The sequence below is a fragment of the Agrobacterium sp. SORGH_AS_0745 genome, assembly GCF_030818995.1.
Taxonomy (GTDB): Bacteria; Pseudomonadota; Alphaproteobacteria; order Rhizobiales; family Rhizobiaceae; genus Agrobacterium; species Agrobacterium tumefaciens.
Window position 1 is genome coordinate 171440 of sequence record NZ_JAUTBI010000003.1, and the last position, 24033, is coordinate 195472.

Consider the following 24033-nt stretch of genomic DNA (forward strand, 5'->3'; position numbering starts at 1 on the left):
CCTTGAACGGTTTACCGCCGGACCGGCACCTGCTGTTCGATGAGACCGAAACAGCGGGCGATGATCGCGGTGAGAATGAGATAGAAGACGGTGACGACGATCAGCGGCTCATAGACGAGCAGCGTGTCCTGCCGCACCTTGTAGGCGACGGCGTAGAGGTCCATCACCGTCACGGTAAAGGCAAGCGGCGTGGCTTTGAGCTGCATCACCACCTCGCCCGCAATTGTCGGCAGCGCGATGCGGATGGCGCGCGGCAGCCAGATGCGGCGAATAAGGGTGAAACGGCCCATGCCGAAAGCCCGGCCGGCCTCCAGCTCACCCTTTGGCACAGCCAGCAACGCGCCGCGCAGAACCTCGGCCTCATAGGCCGCGTAATTCAGTGTGAAGCTGACGGCGGCGAAAAAGAAGCCCTCGCGCAGCACCGGCCACATGAAACTCTGACGTAAGCCGGGGATCATCGGCAGAAACGAGCCGACGCCATAATAGAGCAGCCAGAGCTGGATCAGAAGCGGTGTGCCGCGAAAGAAGGTGCAATAGGCGCGCGCCAGAATTTTTGTCACACGCCCGCCGCTGACCTGCGCGAAGGCAAGCCCGATAGCGAGAAGAAAACCAATGCTGACGGAGATCACGAGCAGCGCCAGCGTTTGCCAGGCACCGGACAGAAGCAGCGACCAATATTTGGCGATCCATGAAAAATCCATGCCGCTTCCCCTTTATGCCAACGCCGGCTGGCCGCGCCGCACACGGCGCTCCAGCAGCGAAAAGACGAGGTTGGAAACCAGCGTAATGGCAAGGTAAAGCAGGGCTGCGGCAAGAAAGAACAGGAAATATTGCTTGGTGCTGGCGCCCGCCAGCCGTGTCGCAAGCGCCAGCTCCTGATAACCGACAACCGCCACCAGCGCGCTATCCTTCGTTACCGCAAGCCAGAGATTGGCAAGGCCCGGCAGGGCGTTCGGCAACAGTGCAGGCAAGACCACACGGCGGAAACGCAAGGCCGGCGACATGCCGAAGGCGCGCGCCGCCTCGATCTGCCCGTTCGGAATGGCAAGGATCGCACCGCGCAGCACCTCGGTCATATAGGCACCCTGCACGAAACCCAGAACCGCAACAGCGGCAACGAAACCGTTGACTTCCAGAGGCGGCAGGCCTGCCAGTTGTAGCAGCCGGTTCAGGCCATCAGTGCCGGCGTAATAAAGCCCGACGATGAGGATCAGTTCGGGAACGGCGCGGATTGCCGTCGTGTAGAGATTGAGCAGAAGGCCAAGCGGCCTGTTGCCGGAGAGCTTGCCAAGTGCACCGGCAAGCCCGATGACGATGCCGATCAGATAGGCACCGGCGGAAATGGCAAGCGTCGACGCCGCACCCTTCAAAAGGGTGCCGCCCCATCCTGGAGGATAGGGTGACAGCAGTTGCAGCGTGGTTTCAAGGCTTGCCATTTATGTGACCGGTTAGGAGAAATTACTTACCGTAGATATCGAAGCTGAAGTATTTCTTGGTGATCTCGTCATACTTCCCGCTGGCGCGAACGGCGGCGAGAGCAGCGTTCAGCTTGTTCTTGAGTTCGGTGTTGTCCTTGCGCAGGCCGCCGGAAACGCCAAGGCCGAGGATTTCCTTGTCATCCGCAACGTTGCCCATGTCGGCGCAGCAATCCTTGCCGGCATCGCTCTTCACGAAGGCATCGAGAACGAGCGAGTCGCCGAACACGTAGTCGATACGGCCGGCTGCGAGATCCTGAAACGCCTCGTCCAGCGTCTGATAGGTCTTTTCGTCTGCGACAGCAGCGAAATATTTCTTGTAATATTCGGACTGGATGGTCGCGACCTGAATACCGATGGTCTTGCCCTTGACGTCTTCCGGCGCCGCACCCGGCTTGCCATCCTTGGCGCCGATCAGCTTGCTGGGCGTGTTGTAATATTTGTTAGTGAAATCGATGACCTTCTCGCGTTCTTCCGTGTTGGACATGGACGACCAGATAACATCGAACTTCTTCGTCTGCAGCGCCGGGATGAGGCCATCCCAGGAAAGCTCGACGATCGAGCATTTTTCCTTCATTTCCGCGCAGACGGCGTCCATGAGATCGATTTCCCAGCCCTGCCACTTGCCGCTGGCATCCTTGGCGAAGAAAGGCGGGTAGGATTCGTTCATGATGCCGAACCGGACATCGGCGCTGGCGGTGAAGGCGGAAACCGCAAATGCCGTTCCGGCAAGCAGCGTGGCGAAGAATTTCATTTAAAGTCTCTCCTGTTAAAACAAACGGCGAAGCGAAACGGCCATCACGCCAGCGCGCCGGTAAATTCCCTGCAACGGGCGCTTACCGGATTGCCGAACACCTGCGCCGGTGGCCCCGCTTCCTCCACACGGCCCTGATGCAGAAACATCACCTCGGTGGAAACATCGCGCGCAAAGCGCATCTCGTGAGTAACGAGCAACATTGTGCGGCCTTCCTCGGCCAGATCGCGGATGACCTTCAGCACCTCGCCCACAAGTTCCGGATCGAGCGCCGAGGTGGGTTCGTCGAACAGCATCACCGCCGGCTCCACGCAGAGCGCGCGCGCAATCGCGGCGCGCTGCTGCTGCCCGCCGGAGAGGAACGCCGGATAGGCATTTTTCTTGTCGTAAAGGCCAACTTTGTTCAGCAGGGCTTCGGCCTTTTCCACCGCCTCCTGCCGCTTGACGCCGAGAACGTGAACAGGCGCTTCGATGACATTTTCCAGAACGGTGCGGTGGGCCCAGAGATTGAAATTCTGGAACACCATGCCAAGCCCTGTCCGCAGCTTTTCCACTTGCCGCCAGCTTTTCGGCACAGCCTTGCCGTCCCTGCCAATCTTCATGGCGATCTCCTCGCCATTGACGATGACCCGGCCGCGATCCGGCGTTTCGAGAAAGTTGATGCAGCGCAGGAAGGTACTCTTGCCGGAACCGGACGAGCCGATGATCGATATGACATCGCCTTTGTGGGCCTTCAGCGAAACGCCCTTCAAAACTTCGTGTGCGCCGAAGCTCTTGTGGATGTCATCCGCTTCGAGCGCACAGGCGCCTGTATCTGCCATTTATTGACCTTGCCGATCCGGTTCATTGCGTGTCGAGCAAAATGCGGAGCGGTTTTGCGACAGGACATGCATAACAACAAAGACTTAAGCCACGCATGTTTAGCGAAACCCGCTGCAAACGCGCGCAATATCAGGCTCTTTTACACATTTGAAACGAAAAATCATTTCAAAATATCATCTGCGAGCAACGATCTGCGCGATTTGCCCCTGATGCGCCTCGCCACGCTGGCCGCGTTACTGCCAGTCAGGGCCAATTGCGGTTCCGCCTGCGCCTCATCCTCGACAAGGCTGGCATTCGCCTGCAAACGCAGGCCCATCACGGCAACGACGAGGAAAAACCAGACGAAACCGGTACTGAGGAAGAACATCGTTTCGAGAAAGCCGTAGAGCAGGACATAAAGCCAGACGCCGACATAGAGCTTCGTCAGCGGGCTTTTGCGCGTGGCCTCATCCATCTTGCCGAGATCGCGAAGCGGCATCAGACAAATCCACGTCAGCACCAGAATAAGACCTGGCACGCCGCCGCCAAGCACAAGGTCGAAATAGCCATTGTGGGAATCCGGCGCCGTCGTTGCCCAGGTATTGTTCTCGGTGAAGCTCGTCATCAGGGTGTCGCTGCGCCAGAAGGCCTGGTAGCCGTATCCGACGATCGGGCTTTGGCGGATATAATCTATCGAGACGGTCCAGATATCGGTTCTGCCGGTGAAACTGGCGTCGATCCCCAGTTTCGTCAGCATCTGTGAAAAGACCGGATCAACGGTCGTGCCGACGATCACCACGGCGAAGGTTCCCAGAAGCACGGTCACAACAGCGTAACGCCATCTGGGCCAGCCCACGATGAACCAGCCCGTGGCGATGATGATCGGCATCAGGCCGAGCGCGGTCTTGCCACCCGACTTGACGAGAAAGATCAACGACAGCAACAGCACCGCCAGGCCGCCGATAAGGGACCAGCGCTTGCACAGATAAATCCCGACGATCATCAGCACCGCCATGATCGAGGCTGCCTCGTTCTTGTGACGGAAGACCCCGCGCCAGTTGCCTGCGAGGAGCGGCTCCAGCGCATCGCTTGCCTGATGGATCGACCGCGACGGCAGGACAGCAACGCCGAAATAACAGAGGAACAGGATGATCAGCACGCATGTGGCAAGCAGCGTGGTGAAATGCCGCTCGGTGCGCGGCAATTGCAGGAAGCAGCTGGCGAGCACGCAGATGATGGCGCACATGGCAAGCCGCCGCAGCGAAAACACCGGCGCGCCGCCCACCACCGAGGTAAAAATATACCAGCCGAAGATCGCGAGCATCAGCAAACGCGGCGTAAAGACGATGGAAGACGACCGCTCCTTTGCCATGAACGCCACGAAACTGATGAGCAGGATGATCGCGGTGAGCTGGTTGAGGAGGTTGGACCCGGCCGCCATGGCGGACCCCAGATAGGTCGAGGAAAGCGAGATATAGGGCGAGAAGCCGACCGTGAAATAAAAGAACGTCACATAAAACAGTGCATTCCGCCAGGCGACACTCGCCTGCTCATCATGCGCTGCATCCATCAGGTAATTTTCTCTACCTTTTTCCATACGTTCTCACATCGTACCCGATGCTTCGTCTCGGTAACATGAATATCCCGTCAAAACCCTATTTTTTAGTTATCCATAATACACGGAGGAATAGTAATTCCATCATATAGGAATGAAACCCGGAAAAATGAAACGGAACCTGATTTTCGAAGTCAACATATGGATAAGGGTAGAATCTTGACCATATCAAACTTCATCTGTCAAATTTAAGTTGCTGATTTCCCTATTATTGGCTAGACATACGCCCTTGTTAAGGTTGCTTATATCTATTTTAAGACAGAGATATTTCGCTACGTTAAGAATATACTGGGGTGATGATCCGAAATTCTGTTTAACGTATATTAACAACTCTGGATATATCTTTGGCTTGTTGATTTCATAAACGCGTAAATAGCTGGAAACCGACGGTGGACGTTCCGATACACACCAATATGGACGATAGCAACAACGAAGGGGCGACACAACGCCCGGTTCAGCCAGCTGCGCCCGGCGTTCGACCCATGCGCAGGGACGATCTTCCGGCTGTCGAGGTTGTGCTCAACAGCGCGTTCAAAAAGACCGGGCTTGATAGAAACTTCGACTTCGGCGCTTACGTCGAAACATTGTTTTTCAGCAGTCCTGTGTTTGATCCCGAATACGGTAGCGTTGTCTACGATGCTGGAGAGAGCGGGGTTACAAGCGTTATCCTTGCCGTCCCCATGCGGTTTGTCGCGAATGGAAAACCCATTACCGCAAGGTTGTTATGTGCTTTCGCGTCGAAAGGAAAACTCGGCGCACTCGGCGCCGCGCGCCTCTCCCGCGGCATGCGCGCGACGAAACACGATATGCTGTTTTCGGACACGGCCTCCCCCGTCAGCGCCGATCATTGGCTTGCGATCGGCGGCAGCATGTTGCCGATGGAAAGCCTCCAATGGCACAAGGCGCTCAAGCCTTTAAGCGCGATTGCCCTGCGCATGCCGCGCCGTTCGCAAGTAGTCAAATCCAGGCCCGGACTTATGGCGCTTGGATTTGTGGACCGTATCCTGCGATCGTGGAAAAAGGGCATAAGGCCCAATGAAGTTGCCGGCACCACGGTCAGACCGGTGGATTTCGAAACGTTCCGACGCAACGCGCTGACAATGATCGAGCGTTTTTCCGTCCGCCCGGAATGGTCCCACGAGGAATTCCACTGGCTGATCGAAATGAGTAAAACCAACGGCACCCTTGGTGAATTGAGTAGCCTGGCGATCGAAAATGCCGAAGGCCGCATCATCGGCGCTGCCCTGTTTTTCGGACAGGCGGGACGGACCGCCTATGTGCTGAACCTCGTCTGCGATGCCGGTCGCGAAAACGACGTGCTCGGTGCGCTGTTCCGCCATTTCGATGATGAAAACTATGCCCATGTCACCGGCATGTCGCAACCGTTTCTCATGAACGCGCTCTACCGTCAGAACCACGTGACCTTCCATCATCGCGGTTATTTCTGCATGGCCACCCGGGATGAAGCCCTCCGGGATCGGGCGCTTGCCGGCGATATATATATTGGCGGGCTAAGCTCGGAAAGCTGGAGCAAGCTCATCACAGATTTCTAAGGCACTTGCGCCGGTTTTGAAGAAAGTGCCGAGCCTTCTATGCCCCAGTGAAGCGCTGGACATTCGCTGAAATCAGGTGACGCAGCGCCTTCGCGTAACGTTTGGAGCGCGTCTTGGCCGCAAGGGCGCTCGACCAGTCCACCATCGATCCGTTGATATCGAAATCTCCGAGCTGGCCCTCGGGAACGTCACCCTTTTCGATACGCTCGACGATGGAGCCCAGCGCCGCGTAAAACTCGGGCGAGCGATAGGGCGGATGCAGCGAATACATGCCGTTGCCAGTGCCGAGAAAATCAAGCCGGTATACGCCGATGCGCATCATATTGTCGCTCAGCACCTCTTCGGCAGGCATTGAGACCGGTTGCTGATTATAGGCATAGGAGCGGATGCGCCGTTTGACGTCGGGTCTCAGCAGTTCGAGCGAGCCGATACGCTTGGCGAAACGGTCCATGTCGATCATGAACAGGCGGGTAGAAACGGTCGCGAACCGCCATGTGGGAACGCGGCTCGGCAGCTTGCGCGGTTCGGGAATGTTCTTCACCCCCGGCATGCCGACATGGCGGGAGATATCGAGATCGCCGCGCACGGTGGGCGGCCCGGAAAACGGCGTGATGCAGAGCGCGTCCGGGTTGGCCTTCTGCAGCGCAATGGCTTCGTTGAACCAGCTCTGGCTGCCGCCGCCAAACATCATGTCGCTGTCCATATGCAGCACATAACGGGCGTTGGCACGTTTCAACCCGTGGAAATAAACATGGAAAGGCCCGCCGTCGAATGCCTTGGCGGGATAAGGAACCGGCGAGCGCGAAAAGAACGTCTCCGCCACCGCACTGCGCGCCGCATCGCTATAGTCGGCAATATCCACATGCAGATGCGGATAGTTGGCCTGCATTTCCTCCAGCATGTCAAACAGGCGTTTGCTGGCGGCCTCGAAACCGTTGCCCTTGTAGCGGCCGGCTCCAACCTGGCCGGTATCCACCGTCAGGAGAATGCGGTCCACCTGCCCGCCCCAGACCCGCAGCTGATGCGGAACGGTCAGGGCCGCATGCGGTGCGTCGAAGGGATGCAGATTGATTTGCAGCGCCTTATGTACGGGAGGAAGCGGCATTTCAGCAGTCATAATTACGCACCACGGTTCCGGAATTCATTGATGACGGCCATCATGGGTTTTTCGTTGAAGCTCCAGTCGAGCGGCAGCGGCCGGTTCGCGGTGCCATCCCGGCGGGGATAGGCCCAGCGAATCCAGGTATATTGGTCCGAAATGCCCCATGTGGTGATGGAGGAAAGCGGGCCGCCTTCGCACGCCGCTTCGAGAAAATCGCGGACCTGACCGTTTATCAGCATGTCGCGCTCGGCTTCCGGGGCGGGAAGCGTCTGGTCCATCGCATCCAGTTCCGTCACCAGAACGGCAAGACCATAACTGCGCATTTCCTTGGTAAAGGCGGCAAGCTCGTCTTTCGCAATGGGCCAGCCACCGCGCAGATGCCCCTGCAGGCCGATAGCGTTGATCGGAGCGCCTTTCTCTAGCAGCTCGAGAATGAGATTGCGGAAGGCCGCGCGCTTGGCCGGCGATTTCTCGACCGCAAATTCCACATCATATTCGTTGAGGACGAGCTGGGCCTTCGGATCGACGGAATGGGCGATGTCAAAGGCCTTTTTGATGGCGTCCGGGCCTGCGCCATAATACCAGGCGTCGCGGCGCGAGCGCACATTGCCGGGCACGTCGGGGATAGGCTCATTGACCACATCCCAGCTGTGTATCACGTCCTTGTACCGTTCCATCACCTTGACGATGTGGGTTTCCATCAACTTCTCGACCTTCGCGCCGCTGCCGATGCTGGCAAGCCAGGGCGCGTTGGAAGCGTACCAGATAAGCGGATGACCATGCATGGTGAGTTTGTTCTGGCGCGCGAAGTTCGCAAGCGCATCGGCAGCGGCAAAATCGAACACCTCTGCCGAAGGCCGCATCACCTCCCATTTCATTTCAGTAACGGGTGTGATGCGAGAGCAATATTTGACCACCGCTTCGCCGATGCGGCTATCGGCGGTAAGGTCCGGCAGATAGATGGCCGCACCGTAAGGGGCAATCTTTGTCGACGTTTTCCTGGTCGCGGCAACGCCTTGCCCGGCCATGGCATGCAACAGGCCCGCGCTTGCAGCACCACCCAGAAAATTCCGCCGCCCGATCTGCATTCGCCCGCCTCCACAACCCCGGCGCATCGGCCTGAAAATCGAAAGCGATTTTCGAAAGGGACGATGCGCATATCACAACTGTCAGAACGTCGCTGATGCGTCCCAATGGCCGCACGGCGCTCTAATTCTCAAAACATAACATCTTGATCATGCCAAAAGGATATTAAAGATTTGCAAGGTTAACTGACGCTATACCACGTCACAATTGGCGCAAGCCGGCTTAATCCGGTAGTAACTTCAGTGTGAGAATTATTGACCCGCCCCTGATGGAGTAAAAATATTGGTTTCCGTTTCGATTGTCATTCCCGTTCGCAACGGCGAGCGTTACATCGTGGAAGCGATCGAAAGCGTGTTGTCTCAGGGGAAAACCGTTTGCGAAGTGCTCGTCGTCGATGACGGCTCCACCGACACAACGGCGCAAAAGGTGCAAAGTTTCGCCGATCCCCGCGTAAAACTGCTGGCGCGGCCGCAGGGACGGCAGGGCGTTTCCGCCGTGCGCAATTTCGGCCTGTCGCAGGCGCGCGGTGAATGGACGATGTTTCTCGATGCCGACGACCGCGTGAAGCCGGGCGCGATCGCTGCGCTATGCGCCGGCATCTCCGGACCGGATGTCGTTGCCGTCTACGGCGATTATGAGCGCATTGACGAGAATGGCGCCAAGATCGGACGGCGCAACCTCATCAGACGGCGGGAAAAACCTGATGGTTTCATCCTCCAGCCGCTTTTGGGCGGAAACTTCATCGTCAATGGCGGCATCATGCTGGTTAAAACCCGCATCTTTCAGGATTTTGGCGGTTTCGACGAGACATTGCGTTATGCGGAAGACTGGTATGGCTGGTGCCGGCTGGCTGCCTCCGGCCGTTTCGCCTATCTGCCCGGCCGCCACGTGCTGGATTACCGGGTGCACCGGACAAGCGTGATGATGAACCGCCTTCTGACCTTCCGGGATTGCGAACCGGCGATCGAAGCGGTGTTTTCCGATCCCGCCATCGTCGCCGCCATTGCGCCGCAGGAATTGCGCCGGCTTCGCCGAAAATCCGAAAATCACATGAATGCCTATACCGTGGCGCAGGCCTTTCGCGCCCGGCGCTATCGCGAGGCCTTTTCGGCGCTTGCCGATACATTTGTCAATCGCCCGCGCCAAAGCCTGCGCGCCGTCGTGTTTTCCGCCGCAGCCCTTGCCGGAATTTAGGAGTGTCCATGTCCGAAATCATGCCGGAAGCGGTGGTGTGCATTCCGAGTTTCCGCAGGCCGGAAGGTTTGCAGAAAACGCTGAACTCGCTGGCAGCCCAGAAGGTCGATTTCCCCTTCGCCATCGTCGTTGTCGATAATGACGGGGTGGGCCAGGCGGGGCTGGCCGTCGCGCGTGCGTTTTTCTCCGAGAGCGGAATGATGGGCCAGACGCTGGTTGAGCCGACGCAGGGCAATTGTTACGCCATCAACACGGCATTCCGCACGGCGCGGCAGAGCTATCCATCCGCGCAGTGGTTTCTGATGATCGATGACGACGAAGCGGCCTCGCCCGTCTGGCTCGCTGAAATGGTCTCTGCCGCAAAATCCTTCGGCGTCGATATCGTCGGCGGGCCGGTCGATCGCGAATTCGATGCCCCCGCACCCAAGGCGGTTCTGGCACACCCGCTGTTCGGCTCCATCGAGGCACCCACCGGCGTAGTCGATCAAATCCATGGGTCTGGCAATTGCCTGATCTCGAGGCGGGTTTTCGAAACGCTGGAAAAGCCGGAATTCGATGTACGGTTCAACTTCCTTGGCGGCGGTGACATGGATTTCTTCACCCGTTGCCGAAAGGCGGGTTTCAAATTCGCCTGGAACGCTCAAGCCCTCATCATCGAATATGTGCCGGAAAACCGCATGGCGCCGCGCTGGATCATGGAGCGCTCGCTCCGAACCGGGATCATCAATTACAGCATCGACCGCGCCCGACGCCCCGGCCTGAAGGGCGGGCTGCTGCTTGCCGCCAAAAACGTTGTCAGCCTGTGCCTGTCGCTGGTCCGCGCCGTTTCCGCATTCCTGAAAACCGGTGCGCTGCTGCCCGCCACGCACCCACCGCTGATGTCCATCGGCCGCGTCATGGCGAGCCTCGGTATTACGCTCACGCCCTATAAGGCGCCGGCGAAAAAGGCCTGAACACGGGCTCGTTCCGGCAGTTAATCTAAGCTTTTCAGCTCAGGGTTTTTTCCCTGCGCAAAGAGATCCCATTCACATGCCGTTTCTGGGAAGCGAATGACGAAAAAACGGCTGCAAGAATGAGAAGCGGCACAAGAACCGGCCAGAAGAAACAAAGGATGATACCGGTCACCCGGTAAAAGTCCCAATCCTTGTCGCGGCGGGCGCCTTCTATATAGGTCATGGCAAGAGAAGTAACGGTGCCAATCCCATATACGAAAAGAGAAATGGACGTAATTACCATCGCTGTCCTCAATATATTTCTGATTCGAATAAATATGTAATATCCGCTCAGTGTACCGCCGTTACGCCCACTTGCAACGATTTTCCGCGGAAAGACACCTCCACCCCGATACGTTAGAGAGACCTCATATAGCGCGACTCCATATGATGATTGCATGCACCGGCAGATGCCGCTCAAATGAGCTCAGTCCTGAACCGGCCGGACGGTCAGGGGCAATTCCGTAAAAAATCAACGAGAATGCGCAGATTTCAGACCTTGCCGGCCCCGAACCCGTAGCGATGCTTCAGCAGCGAATATATGGCGATGGGATTGGTCAGCAGGTAGCGCTTGCCGAGACGCCTCGGCTCAAGCATGGCCCTGTAGAGCCATTCGAGCCCCATATCCTGCATCCATTGTGGCGCCCTGCTATTCTTGCCCGCGAGAAAATCGAACAGACCGCCGCAGGTCTTGATCACCGCAATGTCGGAAAGCCTGTCGAGATTGCGCGCGACGAAACGTTGCTCCAGCGGTATGCCGAAGCCCACCCAGAGAATATCAGTCTGCGATGCGACGATATCGGCAAGGATCGCCTCCTCGTCGCCGGGTCTGAAATAACCATTGCGCCGACCGGCAAAAACAAGCCGTGGATAGAGCTTCTGCATTTCCTCGACTGCCGCGCGGTTCACCTCTTCGGAACCGCCGAGAAAATAGAACCGCGTGCCGGTCGCCTCAGCCCTCCGGGCCACCGCATGAACGAGATCCGTCGTCGCCACACGTTCCCGCAGCGCCCTCACGCAGAACTGGCGGGAAAAGATCACCAGCGACATGCCGTCGGCATGAATCTGGTCCGCCTGCCGCAGCAGGGCTTCGAATTCCTTGTCTTGGTGACAGAGTGCGATGACCTGACCGTTCGCCGATGTCGAATAGAACGGCTTTGCGCCGGCCGCGCGTTCACGTTCCGCCCGCAGGATAAAATCCTGCGCCGTCTCTTCGATGGTCGCATCGGTGATGGGCAAAGCCGCAAGCGGAACAACCGGCCAGTGTGTGCCAGGCCCTTCCGCATGCGGGACATCTCTCCCTGTCATATTCTGTCCGGTGTCCAAGATAGGCATCGTTTCACTGTTATATTCACGCATAGGATTAAGGTATAAGGCTTCAAACACTACGAATAACTATCATTAATATTCTTATAAATCTGACGCTTGAATCAAACAATTATACGCCCGAGGGTTGAGTGACCACCCCAACCTCTCCTCCCCCTATTCCGGTTTTGCGGCTGATGGGTTAAGGGACGACGAAACCACACCACAGAAAAGGTCCCGGCCATGGAAACCATATCGATCGACAACCGCGGCGATTTCGGCCTTTGGGCCATCGAACGGGCAAAGGAAATCGTCGCCAACGAGGCGTCCGATCTTGCCGTTTCGGTCCGTGACGGCGACGAGACAGGCATTCGCGATGCGGGTAATGCGCTGGGTGCCGCCATCGCCGCCGCCCTGCTCGAGGTCTATGACGGCCTGATGTCCGAGGAGTAATCGGCGGTTGCAGCCCTCAGGCGTAGCGTTCCGCGTGGTCTGTCCGGCGCAGAAAACCCAAAAGCCCAAGTGCGATGGCAATTCCGAGACCAAGGAACAGACCGCCCACGCCACCGGCGATCAGGAAGATCAGCTTGCCGGGCGGCCAGCTTCTGGAATTGGGCGCTACCGGCTGCGAAATCACCCGCACATTGGTGGAATCGATTGTCTGCTGCTCGGCGATCTGGCGTGATCGGTTGAGATAGGTCTCGTAGATCGCGGCAGCTGAGTTGGCGTCTCGCTCCAGATCGCGCAGCCGCACCTGCGCCTCATTGTCGGTGAAGACGTTGGCGCGTTCCGCAACCGCCTTCAGCCGCAGGGCATCAAGCGAGGAGCGGGCCTCGGCGACATTGGTCTTGGCCGCCAGCAAAATCCGCTGCGCCTCATCCGCAATGCCGCGTTCCAGCATGTCGCGCTCCGCCCCCGCCGTCGCCAGACGCGGATGGCGGGCGCCATAGGTCAGCGTCATCGCCCCGATCTGCTGCTGCAAGGTGCTGTATTGCGCACGAATGGTGTTCATGGTCTGGCTGTCGAAGATCGCGTCGCTCTGGGTGCGGTTCTGGGCAATCGCCGCCTGCATCTGCTTTAGGCGCGACTCCTCCTGAATGACGCGCTGCTGCGCGGCAAGAACCTGCGCATTCAGCTCGCCGGACGCCAGATTACTGACCAGCTGGCCGTTATTCTCCTGCAGGCCGTTTTCGCGGCGGAAATCGGCGACGCGCTTTTCGGCAACCGTCACGTTCTGACGCATTTCCTCAAGCCGCTTCTTGAGATCATCGACAATACGCAGGCTGCTGTCCGAGGTCGTCTGGAACAACTCGCTTTCGAAAGCCTTCACCATCGCCTTCGAGACTGTCACGGATTTGTCCGGATCATTGGTCCAGACCGCAAGCGTCACCACGAAGGAACGCGGATCCCGTTCCGCCGCAACCCGTTCGCCCAGCGAACGAAGCGCGCCGACCTTGTTGTCACCATCTTCCGGCTTGGGTGAAAAAAATGCTTTCAGCCGCGCAAGAGGCGGTGGGGATATGAATTCCGGGTCCTCATCCAGTTTCAGCTCGTCCACCACCCGCGCCAGCACGTTGCGCGACGTGACGGTACGCAGCTTGCTCTCCACTTCGAGAATCTGGGTGTCGCGCTGCTGGTTGGGCGAAAACACCCCGTCATTGACGACATTCAGGTTGGAGGGATTGACGACGATATCCGTATAGGCGGTGTAACGCGGCGGCGTCATATAGGCATAGGTGAGCGCGGCGGCGACGCAGAGAATGATCGCAAGCACAATCCAGACGATCCCGGCACGCAGCCAGCCGAGCACCTCGTCGACACCGATCCGGTCAATATATTTCAGGCCCGGCAGCGTGGCCGCGAAACTGTTGCTTGGCGATGTCGGCCTTGTGGGCTTTTCAGCCGGAGCGGGTTCAGCAACGGCAGCCGCCGGCTTCGGCTCAAGATGCTCTTTCAGCACCGTGCGCTCGAAAACCTCATCCTCATCCACCAGATCGTCCAGCAGGGAACCGTGGGGTCTGGCGGCGGGCGCCGCTTTTTCATCCAGCGGACGTGCCTGCTTATGTCCCGCCTTTTGAAGCCTGTACATCAGCCAATCCAACTTGAACGAACCACAAAAAAGGCCTGCAACAGATGGTTTTCATCGTCGCCAGAACCACTATTAACCGGCAAGTCTAGATATAACGGGTGAATTTTAGGTTACCCGCATCATCCCCGCCATCATCACCTATTCGCCGCGTCCATGAAAGAGATGATTGACTTGAATGGATCGATACGGTTCTTTCTGGCGTTATATTTTTGTATTATCCATTTGAACCTCAAAGATTTTATCGAAACGGAGTTTGGCATGAGCCTGAAATTTGGGACGAGCGGCCTTCGCGGCCTGTCTGTCGATCTGAAAGGAAAGGCCTCGGCCGTCTACGCAACGGCATTTGCAAGGCACCTTCTCACATCGGGTCAGGCAAAGGCGGGCGACCCCATTCTCGTGGCCCGCGATTTCCGCGATTCGAGCCCGGATGTTTCCGCAACCTGTATCGCCGCGCTGAAAAAGGCCGGCCTCACGCCGCTCGATTGCGGCACGGTCCCGACACCGGCACTGGCGCTTTATGGACTTTCCCTCAAGGCCGGCGCGCTGATGATAACGGGTTCGCATATTCCGGCCGACCGCAACGGCATCAAGTTCTACCGCCCGGACGGCGAAATCGACAAACAGGACGAAACGGCGATCGCCGCACTCGCAGCCGAAGTCGAGGCTGAAGGGATTAACGACGAGGCCGCACCGGCGGACGACCATTCCGCAATTGCAGCCGAGCTCTTTTATGAGCGCAATGCCGCACTCCTGCCGGAAAAGGCGCTGTCGGGCCTGAAGATCGGCGTTTACCAGCACAGCACGGTGGCGCGCGATCTCTTCGTCGATGTTCTCGCCCACTATGGCGCCGATGTCGTGTCGCTCGGCCGTTCCGAGACCTTCATTCCGGTCGATACCGAGGCGGTCTCCCCTGAAACGCTGGAGCTTCTCAAAAAATGGACGCCGGAACACGGCCTCGATGCCATCGTTTCCGCCGATGGTGACGGCGACCGGCCCCTGCTTGCCGATGAAAACGGCGTGCCGCTGCGCGGCGACCTGATCGGATTGATTACGGCGAATTTTCTCGATGCCGGCGTGGTCGTCACCCCCGTCACCTCCAATTCCGGCATTGAGGCGAGCGGTTCGTTCAAGGTCATCCGCACCAGGGTCGGTTCGCCTTTCGTGATCGCCGGCATGGTGCAGGCCCTTGCCGAAGGAAACAACGGCGTCATGGGTTTCGAGGCCAATGGCGGCCTTCTGACGGCCTCCACCTTCACATTGAACGGCAAACCGCTATCGCCGCTGCCGACGCGGGACAGCTTCCTGCCCATCCTCGCCGTATTGCTTCTCTCCGCCGAGCAGAAAAAGCCGCTATCGCAGATTGCCGCCGCCTATAACCTGCCGGTCGCGGCTGCCGATCGTCTGGAAAACTTCGCACAGGAAAAGAGCGCTGCCCTGATGACGCATCTGCGCGCCTCGCGGGATAATCTCGAAACCTTCCTCGCCCCCGTGGGCACGGTCAAGGCGCTGAGCGACATTGACGGCCTGCGCGTGGCGCTGACAGACGGCAGCACCATCCATTTCCGCCCTTCCGGCAATGCTCCGGAAATGCGCTGCTACGTCGAGGCTGCCAATCAGGACGAAGCCGAAACGCTGCTCAACAAGGGCCTCGATCTCATCCGCAACTTTGGATGAGTGGATGGCGCTGAACGCTTGAAGCGGACGGCCACCATGAATGTCCCAGTGTCGCAAATGTCGCATCCCGTCTTTGCCTGTTGCTCTTCCCGCTCCGGAAAGCGATAAGGGCCGCAGGGTTCAAGGAGGCGGGATGTGAGCGGCGAGACCATTACCCTTTATGAAGCGATCGGCGGCGATGCCACAGTCAGAGCACTGACCCGGCGCTTCTACGAATTGATGGACACCCTGCCAGAGGCGGCGCATTGCCGCGCCATCCATCCAGCCGATCTTTCCGGCAGCGAAAGCAAGTTCTACGATTATCTGACCGGATATCTTGGCGGACCGCCGGTCTATGTCGAAAAACACGGCCACCCGATGTTGCGCAGGCGTCATTTCGTGGCCCCTATCGGACCCGCCGAGCGGGACGAATGGCTGCTCTGCTTTCGCCGCGCGATGGACGAGACCATCGAGAACGCAAAGCTCCGGGACATCATCTGGGGACCGGTGGAGCGGCTGGCCTTCCACATGCAAAATCAGGAAGCGAATAACCCATGACGACGGAAAGATTGCGCGCCTTGATTTTGCTGCTGGGCAGCCTTTTGGGTGCTGCCGGCGTCATGCTTGCCGCCGCCGCCACCCATACCGGCGAAACCTATATGCTTGGCAACGCCTCGACCATGGCGCTCGCCCATGCGCCTGTGCTTGTGGCACTGCATATCGGCGCGGACCGCATCAGAACCGCCATTCCGGCAGGGCTGATTCTTGGCTTCGGCACGGCGGTTTTTGTTGGTGATCTCGTCACCAGACATTTTTCCGGTCACAGCCTGTTTCCCTACGCGGCCCCCTTGGGTGGCCTCGGCATGATCGCGGGATGGCTGGTGCTTTGCGCCGGTGCATTTTTGAAGCCGAGGGGCTAAATCGGCATCAACGCCGTTTCCAGCGAAACGACAGGATGTTGCCGCCACGTTGAGCCGCGTCACCGATCTCGAAGAACGGCTTTTCGCCCGGCTGGCGGGTGCGCAGATAGGGAAAAGCCAGCACATTGCCGCCGTCAGCTGCGGCGCGGTTGCGCCGCTCGCGTTCGCCGACGACTTCATACATCTCCCTCAGGGCCGGATCGGCGCCCTGATCGGCCATCTTGTGCAGCTCCACGTGGCAGGCCTCAGCCACCGCCTGCTCTGCATCCTTGAAATTATTGCGCTCGTCGCTCATCGTTTAAGGTCCGTTCATTCATCGTCTGCAGCGCCCGCTCCAGACTGGATTTGCTGCCATTGCGCAGCGGAATGAACGTCTTGCCGAATTTCTTGCAACCGGACTTCACCCGCAGACACGCATCGTGGCTGATACAGTCGATCGGGCAGAAAACGCAGTCGACGGAGGGAAGAACAGTGTCGATACGCGAGACCGCCTCACGCAATCCGCCATCGTGATGGATAAGCTCGGCGCCGAAATTGCTGGCGATCTGGCGAAGATGGGCAACCTGACAGTCACGGCCGCCAACATAAAGAAAGCTCTTCGGACCGGAAAGCTGCTGTTCGGCCACATCCTTTTCAGGTTGAGGCGCGCCCTTGCCCTGCTTGCCGCCGCGTTCGGCTTTCTTCTTTTCCTTGCGTGCCATTCCCTCACCTGCCGGTTGATTTTTTCATGCCCCGACGTTCGGGATGCCGGCACCATAATAAAGATGAGTTTTGGAGTAAAGTATAAAGGTGATAATTTTCCTCATGTTTTGACATAAAGAATCGATCACATATTCGCGATAACCTCACCAGATCAGTTGTTGATCTTCAATCCGCCCATGAAAAGCTGCTCCAGGTGCCGGGCTGCATCCTCAAACCGGCCTTCGCCACCGTTCTTGTCGCCCAGCACGGCCCGCACCTGCACGTCGAAATCCGCATAGTGCTGCGTGGTCGACCAGATCGAGAAAATCAGGTGATAGGGATCGCATTTCGCCATCCTTCCGGCCTTGATCCAGACGCGGATTACCTCCGCCTTTTCATCCACCAGTTGCTTCAGCGGACCCTTCAGCTCATCCTCGATATGGGGCGCGCCCTGCAGAATTTCATTGGCAAACAGGCGGCTCTCGCGCGGAAAATCGCGCGACATTTCCAGTTTGCGGCGAATATAGGAGCGGATTTCGCTTTCAGGATTGCCCTCGGCATCGAAAGCCCTGAGCGGATCCAGCCAGGTATCCAGCACCCGCTCGATCAACGCGCGATGCATCGCCTCCTTGGTGCGGAAATAATAAAGTACGTTCGGTTTCGACATGCCGGCCGCCTCGGCAATCTGGTCGATGGTTGAACCGCGAAAGCCGTTGGTGGAAAACACACTCAGCGCGGCCTCAAGAATCGCTTCCTGCTTTTCTTCCTGAATGCGGGTCCGCTTCTGTGTTTTCGCTGCGCGCGGTATGGCCATACTCTGCTCTCTGTGTTTCTTTTCGATGCAATTGCCGCTACAGTATGCTTAAAAAATAATCGCCGCGTACAGTTTAGGCAAAATTAGTGCGATTCGTCACGAAAATCCCTTGCTGACGTCATGGCGAATTTGCAATGTTTACCAGCCGGTCAATTTATCCACCATCGCCATCACAAGGCAATGGCTGTTATCTTAACCGGCAAAAACGGGAACGGCACAAGCTTTGCTTCGATAAAAACAAAACAGGTGAGGACGACACTTCATGGCAGCGGGTAAGAACTTGACGGTCAATGGCGACCGTCTGTGGGACAGTCTGATGGACATGGCGAAAATCGGCCCCGGCATTGCCGGCGGCAATAATCGCCGCACGCTGACGGATGAAGATGCTGAAGGCCGCAGCCTGTTCAAGCGCTGGTGCGAAGCGGCCGGCCTCACGATGGGCGTCGACAAGATGGGCACGATGTTCGCCACACGCCCCGGCGAGGACCCGGATGCACTGCCGGTCTATATCGGCAGCCATCTCGACACCCAGCCAACCGGCGGCAAGTTCGATGGCGTTCTCGGTGTGCTGGCTGGACTGGAAGTCGTGCGAAGCCTGAACGATCTCAACATAAAGACGAAACACCCCGTTGTTGTCACCAACTGGTCCAATGAGGAAGGCGCGCGCTTTGCCCCGGCCATGCTGGCTTCCGGCGTCTTCGCCGGCATTCACGATCTCGATTACGCCTATAGCCGCACCGATACCGACGGCAAGACCTATGGCGACGAGCTGAAGCGCATCGGCTGGCTGGGTGAGGAAGAGGTGGGCGCCCGCAAGATGCACGCCTATTTCGAATATCATATCGAACAGGGGCCTATCCTCGAGGCGGAAGGCAAGCAGATCGGCGTCGTTACCCATGGTCAGGGCCTGTGGTGGCTGGAAGTGACGCTGACAGGCAAGGAGGCGCATACCGGCTCGACGCCGATGGCCATGCGCGTCAATGCTGGCCTCGCCGCCGCCCGCATCCTCGAAAAGGTGCAGGAAGTGGCGATGGCCCACCAGCCGGGCGCCGTCGCCGGCGTCGGCCAGATGATCTTCACGCCCAATTCCCGCAATGTGCTGCCCGGCAAGGTGGTTTTCACCATCGACCTCAGAACCCCCTCGCAGGCGAAACTCGACAACATGCGCGCCATTTTCGAACGCGAGGTGCCCGTTATCGCCGAAGAACTCGGCGTCGGCTGCTCAATCGAGGCCATCGGCCATTTCGATCCCGTCACCTTCGATCCGGTGCTGGTGGGCCGCGTGCGCGCTGCTGCCGAAAAGCTGGGCTACAGCCATATGGACATCATTTCCGGCGCTGGCCATGATGCTTGCTGGACGGCAAGGGTTGCCCCCTCCACCATGATCTTCTGCCCCTGCGTGGACGGTCTTTCCCACAATGAAGCCGAAGACATCTCCTCCGAATGGGCCGCCGCGGGCTGCGACGTGCTGCTGCATGCGGTGCTGGAAACTGCGGAGATCGTGCAATGACCGCCACCATTATCAAGAACGGCACCATCGTCACCGCCGACCTGACCTACAAGGCCGATGTTAAAATCGAAGGCGGCAAGATCACAGAGATCGGACCCGATCTGACCGGCGGCACAGTGCTCGATGCCACGGGATGTTACGTCATGCCCGGCGGCATCGATCCGCATGTGCATCTGGAAATGCCCTTCATGGGCACATATTCCGCCGATGATTTCGAGAGTGGCACGCGTGCCGCCCTTGCCGGCGGCACGACCATGGTGGTGGATTTTTGTCTGCCCGATCCCGGCCAGTCGCTGCTCGATGCCCTGCAAAGATGGGACAACAAGGCAACGCGAGCCAACTGCGATTATTCCTTCCACATGGCCGTTACCTGGTGGGGCGAGCAGGTCTTCAACGAGATGAAGACTGTGGTTCAGGAAAAGGGCATCAATTCGTTCAAGCACTTCATGGCCTACAAGGGCGCGTTGATGGTGAATGACGACGAGATGTTCGCCTCCTTCTCGCGTTGCGCCGAGCTTGGCGCCATTCCCTTCGTTCATGCGGAAAACGGCGATATCGTCGCGCAGATGCAGGAAAAGCTGATGGCGGAAGGCAATGTCGGTCCGGAAGCGCATGCCTATTCCCGGCCGCCCTCCGTCGAAGGCGAAGCGACCAACCGCGCCATCATCATCGCCGATATGGCCGGTGCGCCGCTTTATGTCGTTCATACATCCTGCGAGCAGGCACATGAAGCCATCCGCCGTGCGCGTCAGAACGGCATGCGCGTTTATGGCGAACCGCTGATCCAGCACCTGATCCTCGATGAAAGCGAATACGCCAATGCCGACTGGGACCATGCTGCCCGCCGGGTCATGTCGCCACCCTTCCGCAACCGCCAGCATCAGGATAGCCTCTGGGCGGGTCTCGCCTCCGGCTCGCTACAATGCGTGGCGACCGACCATTGCGCCTTCACCACCGACCAGAAGCGCTTCGGCCTCGGTGACTTCCGCAAGATCCCCAATGGCACCGGCGGGCTGGAAGATCGCCTGCCGCTGCTCTGGACCCATGGCGTGGCGACCGGCCGGCTGACGATAAACGAATTCGTCGCCGTCACCTCCACCAACATTGCGAAAATCCTCAACATCTATCCGAAAAAGGGCGCGATCCTCATCGGCAGCGATGCCGATCTCGTCGTCTGGGACCCGGCGCGGGAAAAGACCATCCGCGCGGAAAACCAGCAATCGGCCATAGATTACAACGTGTTCGAAGGACAGAAGGTCAAGGGCCTGCCGCGCTTCACCCTGTCGCGCGGCATCGTCAGCATCGAGGAAAGCACGGTCAAGACGCAGGAAGGTCACGGCACGTTCGTCGCCCGGGATCCCTATCCCGCCGTCAGCAAGGCGCTGTCCACATGGAAAGAGCTCGTCGCGCCACGCAAGGTGGAACGCAGCGGTATACCGGCATCGGGTGTATGACCTTGAGCACCGATCCGAAACGCGAAATCGTCATCGCTGCCGCCGTTCTCCTGAATGCGCGGCGGCAAATGCTTGTCGTGCGCAAGCGCGGCACCACGCAATTCATGCAGCCGGGCGGCAAGATCGATCCGGGTGAAACGCCTGAGCAGGCGCTTCACCGTGAACTTGCCGAGGAAATCGGCCTCACGCTTCCTGAAAATGCCGCGCGATATGAGGGCATCTTTCGGGAGGAGGCCGCCAATGAGACAGGGGCGGAGGTCGTGGCCCATGCCTTCGTCGCCCAACTGAATATCGAAGTTACCCCACAGGCCGAGATAGAGGAGGTGCGCTGGCTCGATCTGGATGCGGCCTCCAATCTGCCGATCGCCAAACTCACGGAAACACGTATGCTGCCGCTGGCACGCGCAGCCCTGACGGAAAGTGGAAACAAGCCACGATGAACCAAGCCTCGTCCTATTCCGTCGTTTCCGCCAGAAATCTCGGCCTCACCTTCGAAACCGGCGATGGCCCGGTGCACGCGCTTTCCAATGTCGATCTGGAAGTGGGCAAGGGCGAGTTCGTCTCCTTCATCGGCCCTTCCGGCTGCGGTAAGACCACGTTCCTGCGGGTGATTGCCGATCTCGAAAAGCACACATCCGGCGATATCACCGTCAATGGCACCACGCCGGAAAACGCCCGCAAGGACCGGTCGTACGGCTATGTCTTTCAGGCCGCCGCACTCTATCCCTGGCGGACCATCGAAAAGAACATTGCGCTGCCGCTCGAAATCATGGGCTATACGAAGGCCGAACAGAGGGAGCGCATCGACCGCACGCTCGATCTCGTCAATCTCAGCGGTTTCAGCAAGAAATACCCATGGCAGCTTTCCGGCGGCATGCAGCAGCGCGCCTCCATCGCCCGCGCGCTCGCCTTCGATGCCGACCTGCTGTTGATGGACGAACCCTTCGGCGCGCTGGACGAGATCGTCCGCGACCATCTGAACGAACAGCTGCTGAAACTGTGGGATACGACCGGCAAGACCATCTGCTTCGTCACCCACTCCATCCCGGAAGCCGTTTATCTCTCGACCAAGATCGTCGTGATGTCACCACGGCCCGGCCGGGTAACGGATATCATCGAATCCACGCTGCCAAGGGAAAGGCCGCTTGAGATCAGGGAGACGCCGGAATTTCTGGCAATTGCGCATCGCGTGCGTGAGGGGCTGAAGGCGGGGCATAGCTATGAGGGGTGACGTCATCGCCAGCATTACCCCCCATCAACCGAGGGCACCGCAATGACCCTCCTCCGCCACCGCGTCCTCCCCATCCTCACCGTCCTCCTCGCCATCCTCATCGTCTGGCACCTTTCCGTCATCTACCTCAACATGCCCTTCGTCCGCGATCAGGCAAACCGCGCCGGCCAGACGCCGAGCTTCATGGAGCTTCTGCCGCAAACCTTCGCACAGGAGCGCCCGGTTCTCCCCGCGCCGCACCAGATCATCGCGGAACTGTGGGACACCACCGTCAACAAGGCGATCACCTCCAAGCGCAGCCTCGTTTATCACGCGGGCGTCACGCTTTCGGCCACGCTCCTCGGTTTCGCCATCGGCGCGGTGCTCGGCATCCTGCTTGCCGTCGCCATCATCCACAATCGCGCCATGGACCGCTCGGTCATGCCGTGGATCATCGCCAGCCAGACCATTCCAATCCTTGCCGTCGCGCCGATGATCATCGTCGTCCTGAATTCCATCGGCATTTCCGGGCTGTTGCCCAAGGCGCTGATTTCCACCTATCTCTCGTTCTTCCCGATTGTCGTCGGCATGGTGAAGGGCCTCAGAAGCCCCGAAACCATCCAGCTGGACCTGATGCACACCTATAATGCCTCGCCCGCACAAATCTTCTGGAAGCTGCGCTGGCCGTCTGCCCTGCCCTATCTCTTCACCTCGCTGAAGATCGCCATCGCGATTGCGCTGGTCGGGGCCATCGTCGGCGAATTGCCAACGGGCGCTGTCGCCGGTCTCGGCGCGCGTCTGCTCTCCGGCTCCTATTACGGCCAGACCGTGCAGATATGGGCAGCGCTGTTCATGGCCGCCGGTGTGGCCGCCATTCTGGTCTCGATCATCGGCATCGCTCACGCAGCCGTCCTCAAGAGAATGGGAGCGCGGCCATGACAAATCCCGTCTGGTTTATTGGCGCAATCCTGTTCTGGCTTGCCACCTGGGCCTGCAACGAATGGCTGGTGCGCCACATCTTCGCATCACAGTTGGCAAAGCAAATGAGCCGCATGGCAGTACCGCTTCTCTTCGGGCTGGCTATTCTCGCGCTTTGGGAAGGTGTGGTGCGCGGCTTCTCCGTCCCCCCCATCTTGCTGCCTGCCCCGAGCGCCATCCTCGCCCGCCTTCTCGGCTCGCTACCGATCCTCTGGGCGGATTTCCGCCAGACCTTCCTCAAATCGGTGCTGACAGGTTATGTGCTCGGCTGCGGCCTCGGTTTCATCGTCGCCATCCTCATCGATCGTTCACCCTTCCTCCAGCGCGGGCTGCTGCCCATCGGCAATTTCGTCTCCGCTTTGCCAGTGGTCGGCATCGCGCCGATCATGGTCATGTGGTTCGGCTTCGACTGGCAGTCGAAAGTGGCTGTCGTCGTCATCATGACGTTTTTCCCGATGCTGGTGAACACGGTTCAAGGGCTTGCTGCCTCCAGCCACATGGAACGCGACCTGATGCGCACCTATGCCGCAGGCTGGGGGCAGACATTGCTGAAACTGCGCCTGCCCGCCGCCTGGCCCTTCATCTTCAACGCCCTGAAGATCAATTCCACACTGGCGCTGATCGGCGCCATCGTCGCGGAATTCTTCGGCACGCCCATCGTCGGCATGGGTTTTCGCATCTCGGCGGAAATGGGCCGCAGCAATGTCGATATGGTCTGGGCAGAAATTGCCGTGGCGGCGCTCGCAGGCTCAGGATTTTACGGTCTGGTGGCGCTCATCGAGCGCGCCGTCACCTTCTGGCATCCGTCCGTCCGTGGGGGACGAACGTAAATAACGAAAAAGGGAAC

General features: G+C 58.8%; 24 protein-coding genes and 1 pseudogene. 13 read left to right on the top strand and 12 right to left on the bottom strand.

Annotated elements, in window-relative coordinates; genetic code table 11:
* Positions 1-11: 11 nt before the first annotated feature.
* From QE432_RS10745 to uppW, 5 genes are all read right to left on the bottom strand, one after another.
* Entirely contained in the window at positions 12-701 is a 690-nt protein-coding gene (locus QE432_RS10745) for an ABC transporter permease (RefSeq protein ID WP_080797876.1), read from the bottom strand.
* A gap of 12 nt (positions 702-713) precedes the next feature.
* Positions 714-1436, bottom strand: coding sequence for an ABC transporter permease (locus QE432_RS10750; RefSeq protein ID WP_013636682.1), 723 nt, complete (start codon positions 1434-1436; stop codon positions 714-716).
* Between the two features lie 22 nt (positions 1437-1458).
* Entirely contained in the window at positions 1459-2229 is a 771-nt protein-coding gene (locus tag QE432_RS10755) for a transporter substrate-binding domain-containing protein (RefSeq protein WP_080797873.1), read from the bottom strand.
* Between the two features lie 44 nt (positions 2230-2273).
* Positions 2274-3050 carry an ABC transporter ATP-binding protein gene (locus QE432_RS10760; protein ID WP_112751967.1) on the bottom strand — a complete coding sequence of 259 codons (777 nt, stop codon included), beginning with the start codon at positions 3048-3050 and terminating at the stop codon, positions 2274-2276.
* Between the two features lie 161 nt (positions 3051-3211).
* Positions 3212-4627, bottom strand: coding sequence for a Wzy-type polysaccharide biosynthesis protein UppW (gene uppW, locus QE432_RS10765; protein WP_019565136.1), 1416 nt, complete (start codon positions 4625-4627; stop codon positions 3212-3214).
* Between the two features lie 500 nt (positions 4628-5127).
* On the opposite strand from uppW, the gene QE432_RS10770 reads away from it, so the two are divergent.
* Complete coding sequence (locus tag QE432_RS10770; RefSeq protein WP_306625926.1) at positions 5128-6198, top strand: GNAT family N-acetyltransferase; 1071 nt, start codon at positions 5128-5130, stop codon at positions 6196-6198.
* A 37-nt stretch (positions 6199-6235) separates the two neighbouring features.
* On the opposite strand, the gene uppG is transcribed toward QE432_RS10770, so the two are convergent.
* Complete coding sequence (gene uppG / locus QE432_RS10775) at positions 6236-7315, bottom strand: polysaccharide biosynthesis glycosyltransferase UppG (protein WP_111784092.1); 1080 nt, start codon at positions 7313-7315, stop codon at positions 6236-6238.
* A gap of 2 nt (positions 7316-7317) precedes the next feature.
* Positions 7318-8388 (bottom strand): polysaccharide biosynthesis UDP-hexose transferase UppI, encoded by a 1071-nt coding sequence (gene uppI, locus QE432_RS10780; protein WP_065702627.1) that lies wholly within the window; start codon positions 8386-8388, stop codon positions 7318-7320.
* 280 nt (positions 8389-8668) lie between these two features.
* On the opposite strand from uppI, the gene uppH reads away from it, so the two are divergent.
* The gene (gene uppH, locus QE432_RS10785) at positions 8669-9580 is read left to right on the top strand and encodes a polysaccharide biosynthesis endo-1,4-beta-xylanase UppH (protein ID WP_013636689.1); all 912 of its coding nucleotides are present in this window, start codon (positions 8669-8671) and stop codon (positions 9578-9580) included.
* An 8-nt stretch (positions 9581-9588) separates the two neighbouring features.
* A complete protein-coding gene (gene uppJ / locus QE432_RS10790) occupies positions 9589-10533 on the top strand; it encodes a polysaccharide biosynthesis UDP-hexose transferase UppJ (protein ID WP_065702626.1) in 945 nt (314 codons plus the stop codon).
* Positions 10534-11064: 531 nt separating this feature from the next.
* Here the strand turns inward: uppJ and uppL are convergent.
* The gene (gene uppL, locus QE432_RS10795; protein ID WP_034502051.1) at positions 11065-11880 is read right to left on the bottom strand and encodes a polysaccharide biosynthesis UDP-hexose transferase UppL; all 816 of its coding nucleotides are present in this window, start codon (positions 11878-11880) and stop codon (positions 11065-11067) included.
* A 240-nt stretch (positions 11881-12120) separates the two neighbouring features.
* Between uppL and QE432_RS10800 the strand changes: the two genes are divergently transcribed.
* Positions 12121-12330, top strand: a complete 210-nt coding sequence (locus tag QE432_RS10800; protein WP_003513853.1) for a hypothetical protein — start codon at positions 12121-12123, stop codon at positions 12328-12330.
* A gap of 16 nt (positions 12331-12346) precedes the next feature.
* Here the strand turns inward: QE432_RS10800 and uppM are convergent, their stop codons facing one another.
* Positions 12347-13966, bottom strand: coding sequence for a polysaccharide biosynthesis protein UppM (uppM, locus tag QE432_RS10805; protein ID WP_306624237.1), 1620 nt, complete (start codon positions 13964-13966; stop codon positions 12347-12349).
* Between the two features lie 258 nt (positions 13967-14224).
* Here uppM and uppO point away from each other — a divergent pair, with 258 nt between their 5' ends.
* The 3 genes from uppO to QE432_RS10820 all read left to right on the top strand — a co-directional run bounded on the left by uppO (position 14225) and on the right by QE432_RS10820 (position 16539).
* Positions 14225-15640, top strand: coding sequence for a polysaccharide biosynthesis phosphomannomutase UppO (gene uppO, locus QE432_RS10810; protein ID WP_306624240.1), 1416 nt, complete (start codon positions 14225-14227; stop codon positions 15638-15640).
* A 135-nt stretch (positions 15641-15775) separates the two neighbouring features.
* Positions 15776-16177 carry a group II truncated hemoglobin gene (locus tag QE432_RS10815; RefSeq protein ID WP_013636696.1) on the top strand — a complete coding sequence of 134 codons (402 nt, stop codon included), beginning with the start codon at positions 15776-15778 and terminating at the stop codon, positions 16175-16177.
* Positions 16174-16539: a DUF423 domain-containing protein gene (locus QE432_RS10820; RefSeq protein ID WP_019565130.1), complete on the top strand. Its 366-nt coding sequence runs from the start codon at positions 16174-16176 to the stop codon at positions 16537-16539. Before QE432_RS10815 ends, QE432_RS10820 begins: the two co-directional genes overlap by 4 nt.
* 7 nt (positions 16540-16546) lie before the next feature.
* Here the strand turns inward: QE432_RS10820 and QE432_RS10825 are convergent, their stop codons facing one another.
* The 3 genes and pseudogenes from QE432_RS10825 to QE432_RS10835 form a co-directional block, all read right to left on the bottom strand.
* Complete coding sequence (locus QE432_RS10825; RefSeq protein WP_113556481.1) at positions 16547-16834, bottom strand: hypothetical protein; 288 nt, start codon at positions 16832-16834, stop codon at positions 16547-16549.
* Positions 16815-17138 (bottom strand): annotated as a pseudogene (locus tag QE432_RS10830) (DUF2325 domain-containing protein); the annotation flags it as partial. The gene QE432_RS10825 and the pseudogene QE432_RS10830, both read right to left, overlap by 20 nt.
* A 254-nt stretch (positions 17139-17392) precedes the next feature.
* Complete coding sequence (locus tag QE432_RS10835; RefSeq protein ID WP_003513869.1) at positions 17393-18034, bottom strand: TetR family transcriptional regulator C-terminal domain-containing protein; 642 nt, start codon at positions 18032-18034, stop codon at positions 17393-17395.
* A 262-nt stretch (positions 18035-18296) separates the two neighbouring features.
* Between QE432_RS10835 and QE432_RS10840 the strand changes: the two genes are divergently transcribed.
* Genes QE432_RS10840 through QE432_RS10865 form a run of 6 tightly spaced genes read left to right on the top strand, consistent with a single transcriptional unit; the run spans position 18297 to position 24016 of the window.
* Positions 18297-19544 carry a Zn-dependent hydrolase gene (locus QE432_RS10840; protein ID WP_111784093.1) on the top strand — a complete coding sequence of 416 codons (1248 nt, stop codon included), beginning with the start codon at positions 18297-18299 and terminating at the stop codon, positions 19542-19544.
* A complete protein-coding gene (hydA, locus tag QE432_RS10845; RefSeq protein WP_306624242.1) occupies positions 19541-20998 on the top strand; it encodes a dihydropyrimidinase in 1458 nt (485 codons plus the stop codon). Before QE432_RS10840 ends, hydA begins: the two co-directional genes overlap by 4 nt.
* Positions 20995-21438, top strand: a complete 444-nt coding sequence (locus QE432_RS10850; protein ID WP_162632995.1) for an NUDIX hydrolase — start codon at positions 20995-20997, stop codon at positions 21436-21438. The genes hydA and QE432_RS10850 overlap by 4 nt, the downstream gene beginning before the upstream one ends.
* Positions 21435-22229, top strand: coding sequence for an ABC transporter ATP-binding protein (locus QE432_RS10855; protein ID WP_003513873.1), 795 nt, complete (start codon positions 21435-21437; stop codon positions 22227-22229). The genes QE432_RS10850 and QE432_RS10855 overlap by 4 nt, the downstream gene beginning before the upstream one ends.
* A 42-nt stretch (positions 22230-22271) precedes the next feature.
* A complete protein-coding gene (locus tag QE432_RS10860; RefSeq protein WP_038491990.1) occupies positions 22272-23147 on the top strand; it encodes an ABC transporter permease in 876 nt (291 codons plus the stop codon).
* On the top strand, positions 23144-24016 hold the full coding sequence (locus tag QE432_RS10865) for an ABC transporter permease (RefSeq protein WP_306624245.1): 873 nt from the start codon (positions 23144-23146) through the stop codon (positions 24014-24016). Before QE432_RS10860 ends, QE432_RS10865 begins: the two co-directional genes overlap by 4 nt.
* Positions 24017-24033 lie beyond the last annotated feature (17 nt).

Bases quoted from the DNA above. Each gene is read 5' to 3' on its own strand.
- uppJ (WP_065702626.1), top strand. From the start codon at position 9,589: ATGTCCGAAATCATGCCGGAAGCGGTGGTGTGCATTCCGAGTTTCCGC.
- QE432_RS10800 (WP_003513853.1), top strand. From the start codon at position 12,121: ATGGAAACCATATCGATCGACAACCGCGGCGATTTCGGCCTTTGGGCC.
- QE432_RS10755 (WP_080797873.1), bottom strand. From the start codon at position 2,229: ATGAAATTCTTCGCCACGCTGCTTGCCGGAACGGCATTTGCGGTTTCC.
- uppO (WP_306624240.1), top strand. From the start codon at position 14,225: ATGAGCCTGAAATTTGGGACGAGCGGCCTTCGCGGCCTGTCTGTCGAT.
- hydA (WP_306624242.1), top strand. From the start codon at position 19,541: ATGACCGCCACCATTATCAAGAACGGCACCATCGTCACCGCCGACCTG.
- QE432_RS10855 (WP_003513873.1), top strand. From the start codon at position 21,435: ATGAACCAAGCCTCGTCCTATTCCGTCGTTTCCGCCAGAAATCTCGGC.
- QE432_RS10850 (WP_162632995.1), top strand. From the start codon at position 20,995: ATGACCTTGAGCACCGATCCGAAACGCGAAATCGTCATCGCTGCCGCC.
- QE432_RS10770 (WP_306625926.1), top strand. From the start codon at position 5,128: ATGCGCAGGGACGATCTTCCGGCTGTCGAGGTTGTGCTCAACAGCGCG.
- uppL (WP_034502051.1), bottom strand. From the start codon at position 11,880: ATGACAGGGAGAGATGTCCCGCATGCGGAAGGGCCTGGCACACACTGG.
- QE432_RS10825 (WP_113556481.1), bottom strand. From the start codon at position 16,834: ATGAGCGACGAGCGCAATAATTTCAAGGATGCAGAGCAGGCGGTGGCT.
- QE432_RS10745 (WP_080797876.1), bottom strand. From the start codon at position 701: ATGGATTTTTCATGGATCGCCAAATATTGGTCGCTGCTTCTGTCCGGT.
- uppI (WP_065702627.1), bottom strand. From the start codon at position 8,388: ATGCAGATCGGGCGGCGGAATTTTCTGGGTGGTGCTGCAAGCGCGGGC.
- uppM (WP_306624237.1), bottom strand. From the start codon at position 13,966: ATGTACAGGCTTCAAAAGGCGGGACATAAGCAGGCACGTCCGCTGGAT.
- QE432_RS10760 (WP_112751967.1), bottom strand. From the start codon at position 3,050: ATGGCAGATACAGGCGCCTGTGCGCTCGAAGCGGATGACATCCACAAG.
- QE432_RS10835 (WP_003513869.1), bottom strand. From the start codon at position 18,034: ATGGCCATACCGCGCGCAGCGAAAACACAGAAGCGGACCCGCATTCAG.
- QE432_RS10820 (WP_019565130.1), top strand. From the start codon at position 16,174: ATGACGACGGAAAGATTGCGCGCCTTGATTTTGCTGCTGGGCAGCCTT.
- QE432_RS10750 (WP_013636682.1), bottom strand. From the start codon at position 1,436: ATGGCAAGCCTTGAAACCACGCTGCAACTGCTGTCACCCTATCCTCCA.
- QE432_RS10865 (WP_306624245.1), top strand. From the start codon at position 23,144: ATGACAAATCCCGTCTGGTTTATTGGCGCAATCCTGTTCTGGCTTGCC.
- uppG (WP_111784092.1), bottom strand. From the start codon at position 7,315: ATGACTGCTGAAATGCCGCTTCCTCCCGTACATAAGGCGCTGCAAATC.
- QE432_RS10840 (WP_111784093.1), top strand. From the start codon at position 18,297: ATGGCAGCGGGTAAGAACTTGACGGTCAATGGCGACCGTCTGTGGGAC.
- QE432_RS10860 (WP_038491990.1), top strand. From the start codon at position 22,272: ATGACCCTCCTCCGCCACCGCGTCCTCCCCATCCTCACCGTCCTCCTC.
- uppW (WP_019565136.1), bottom strand. From the start codon at position 4,627: ATGGAAAAAGGTAGAGAAAATTACCTGATGGATGCAGCGCATGATGAG.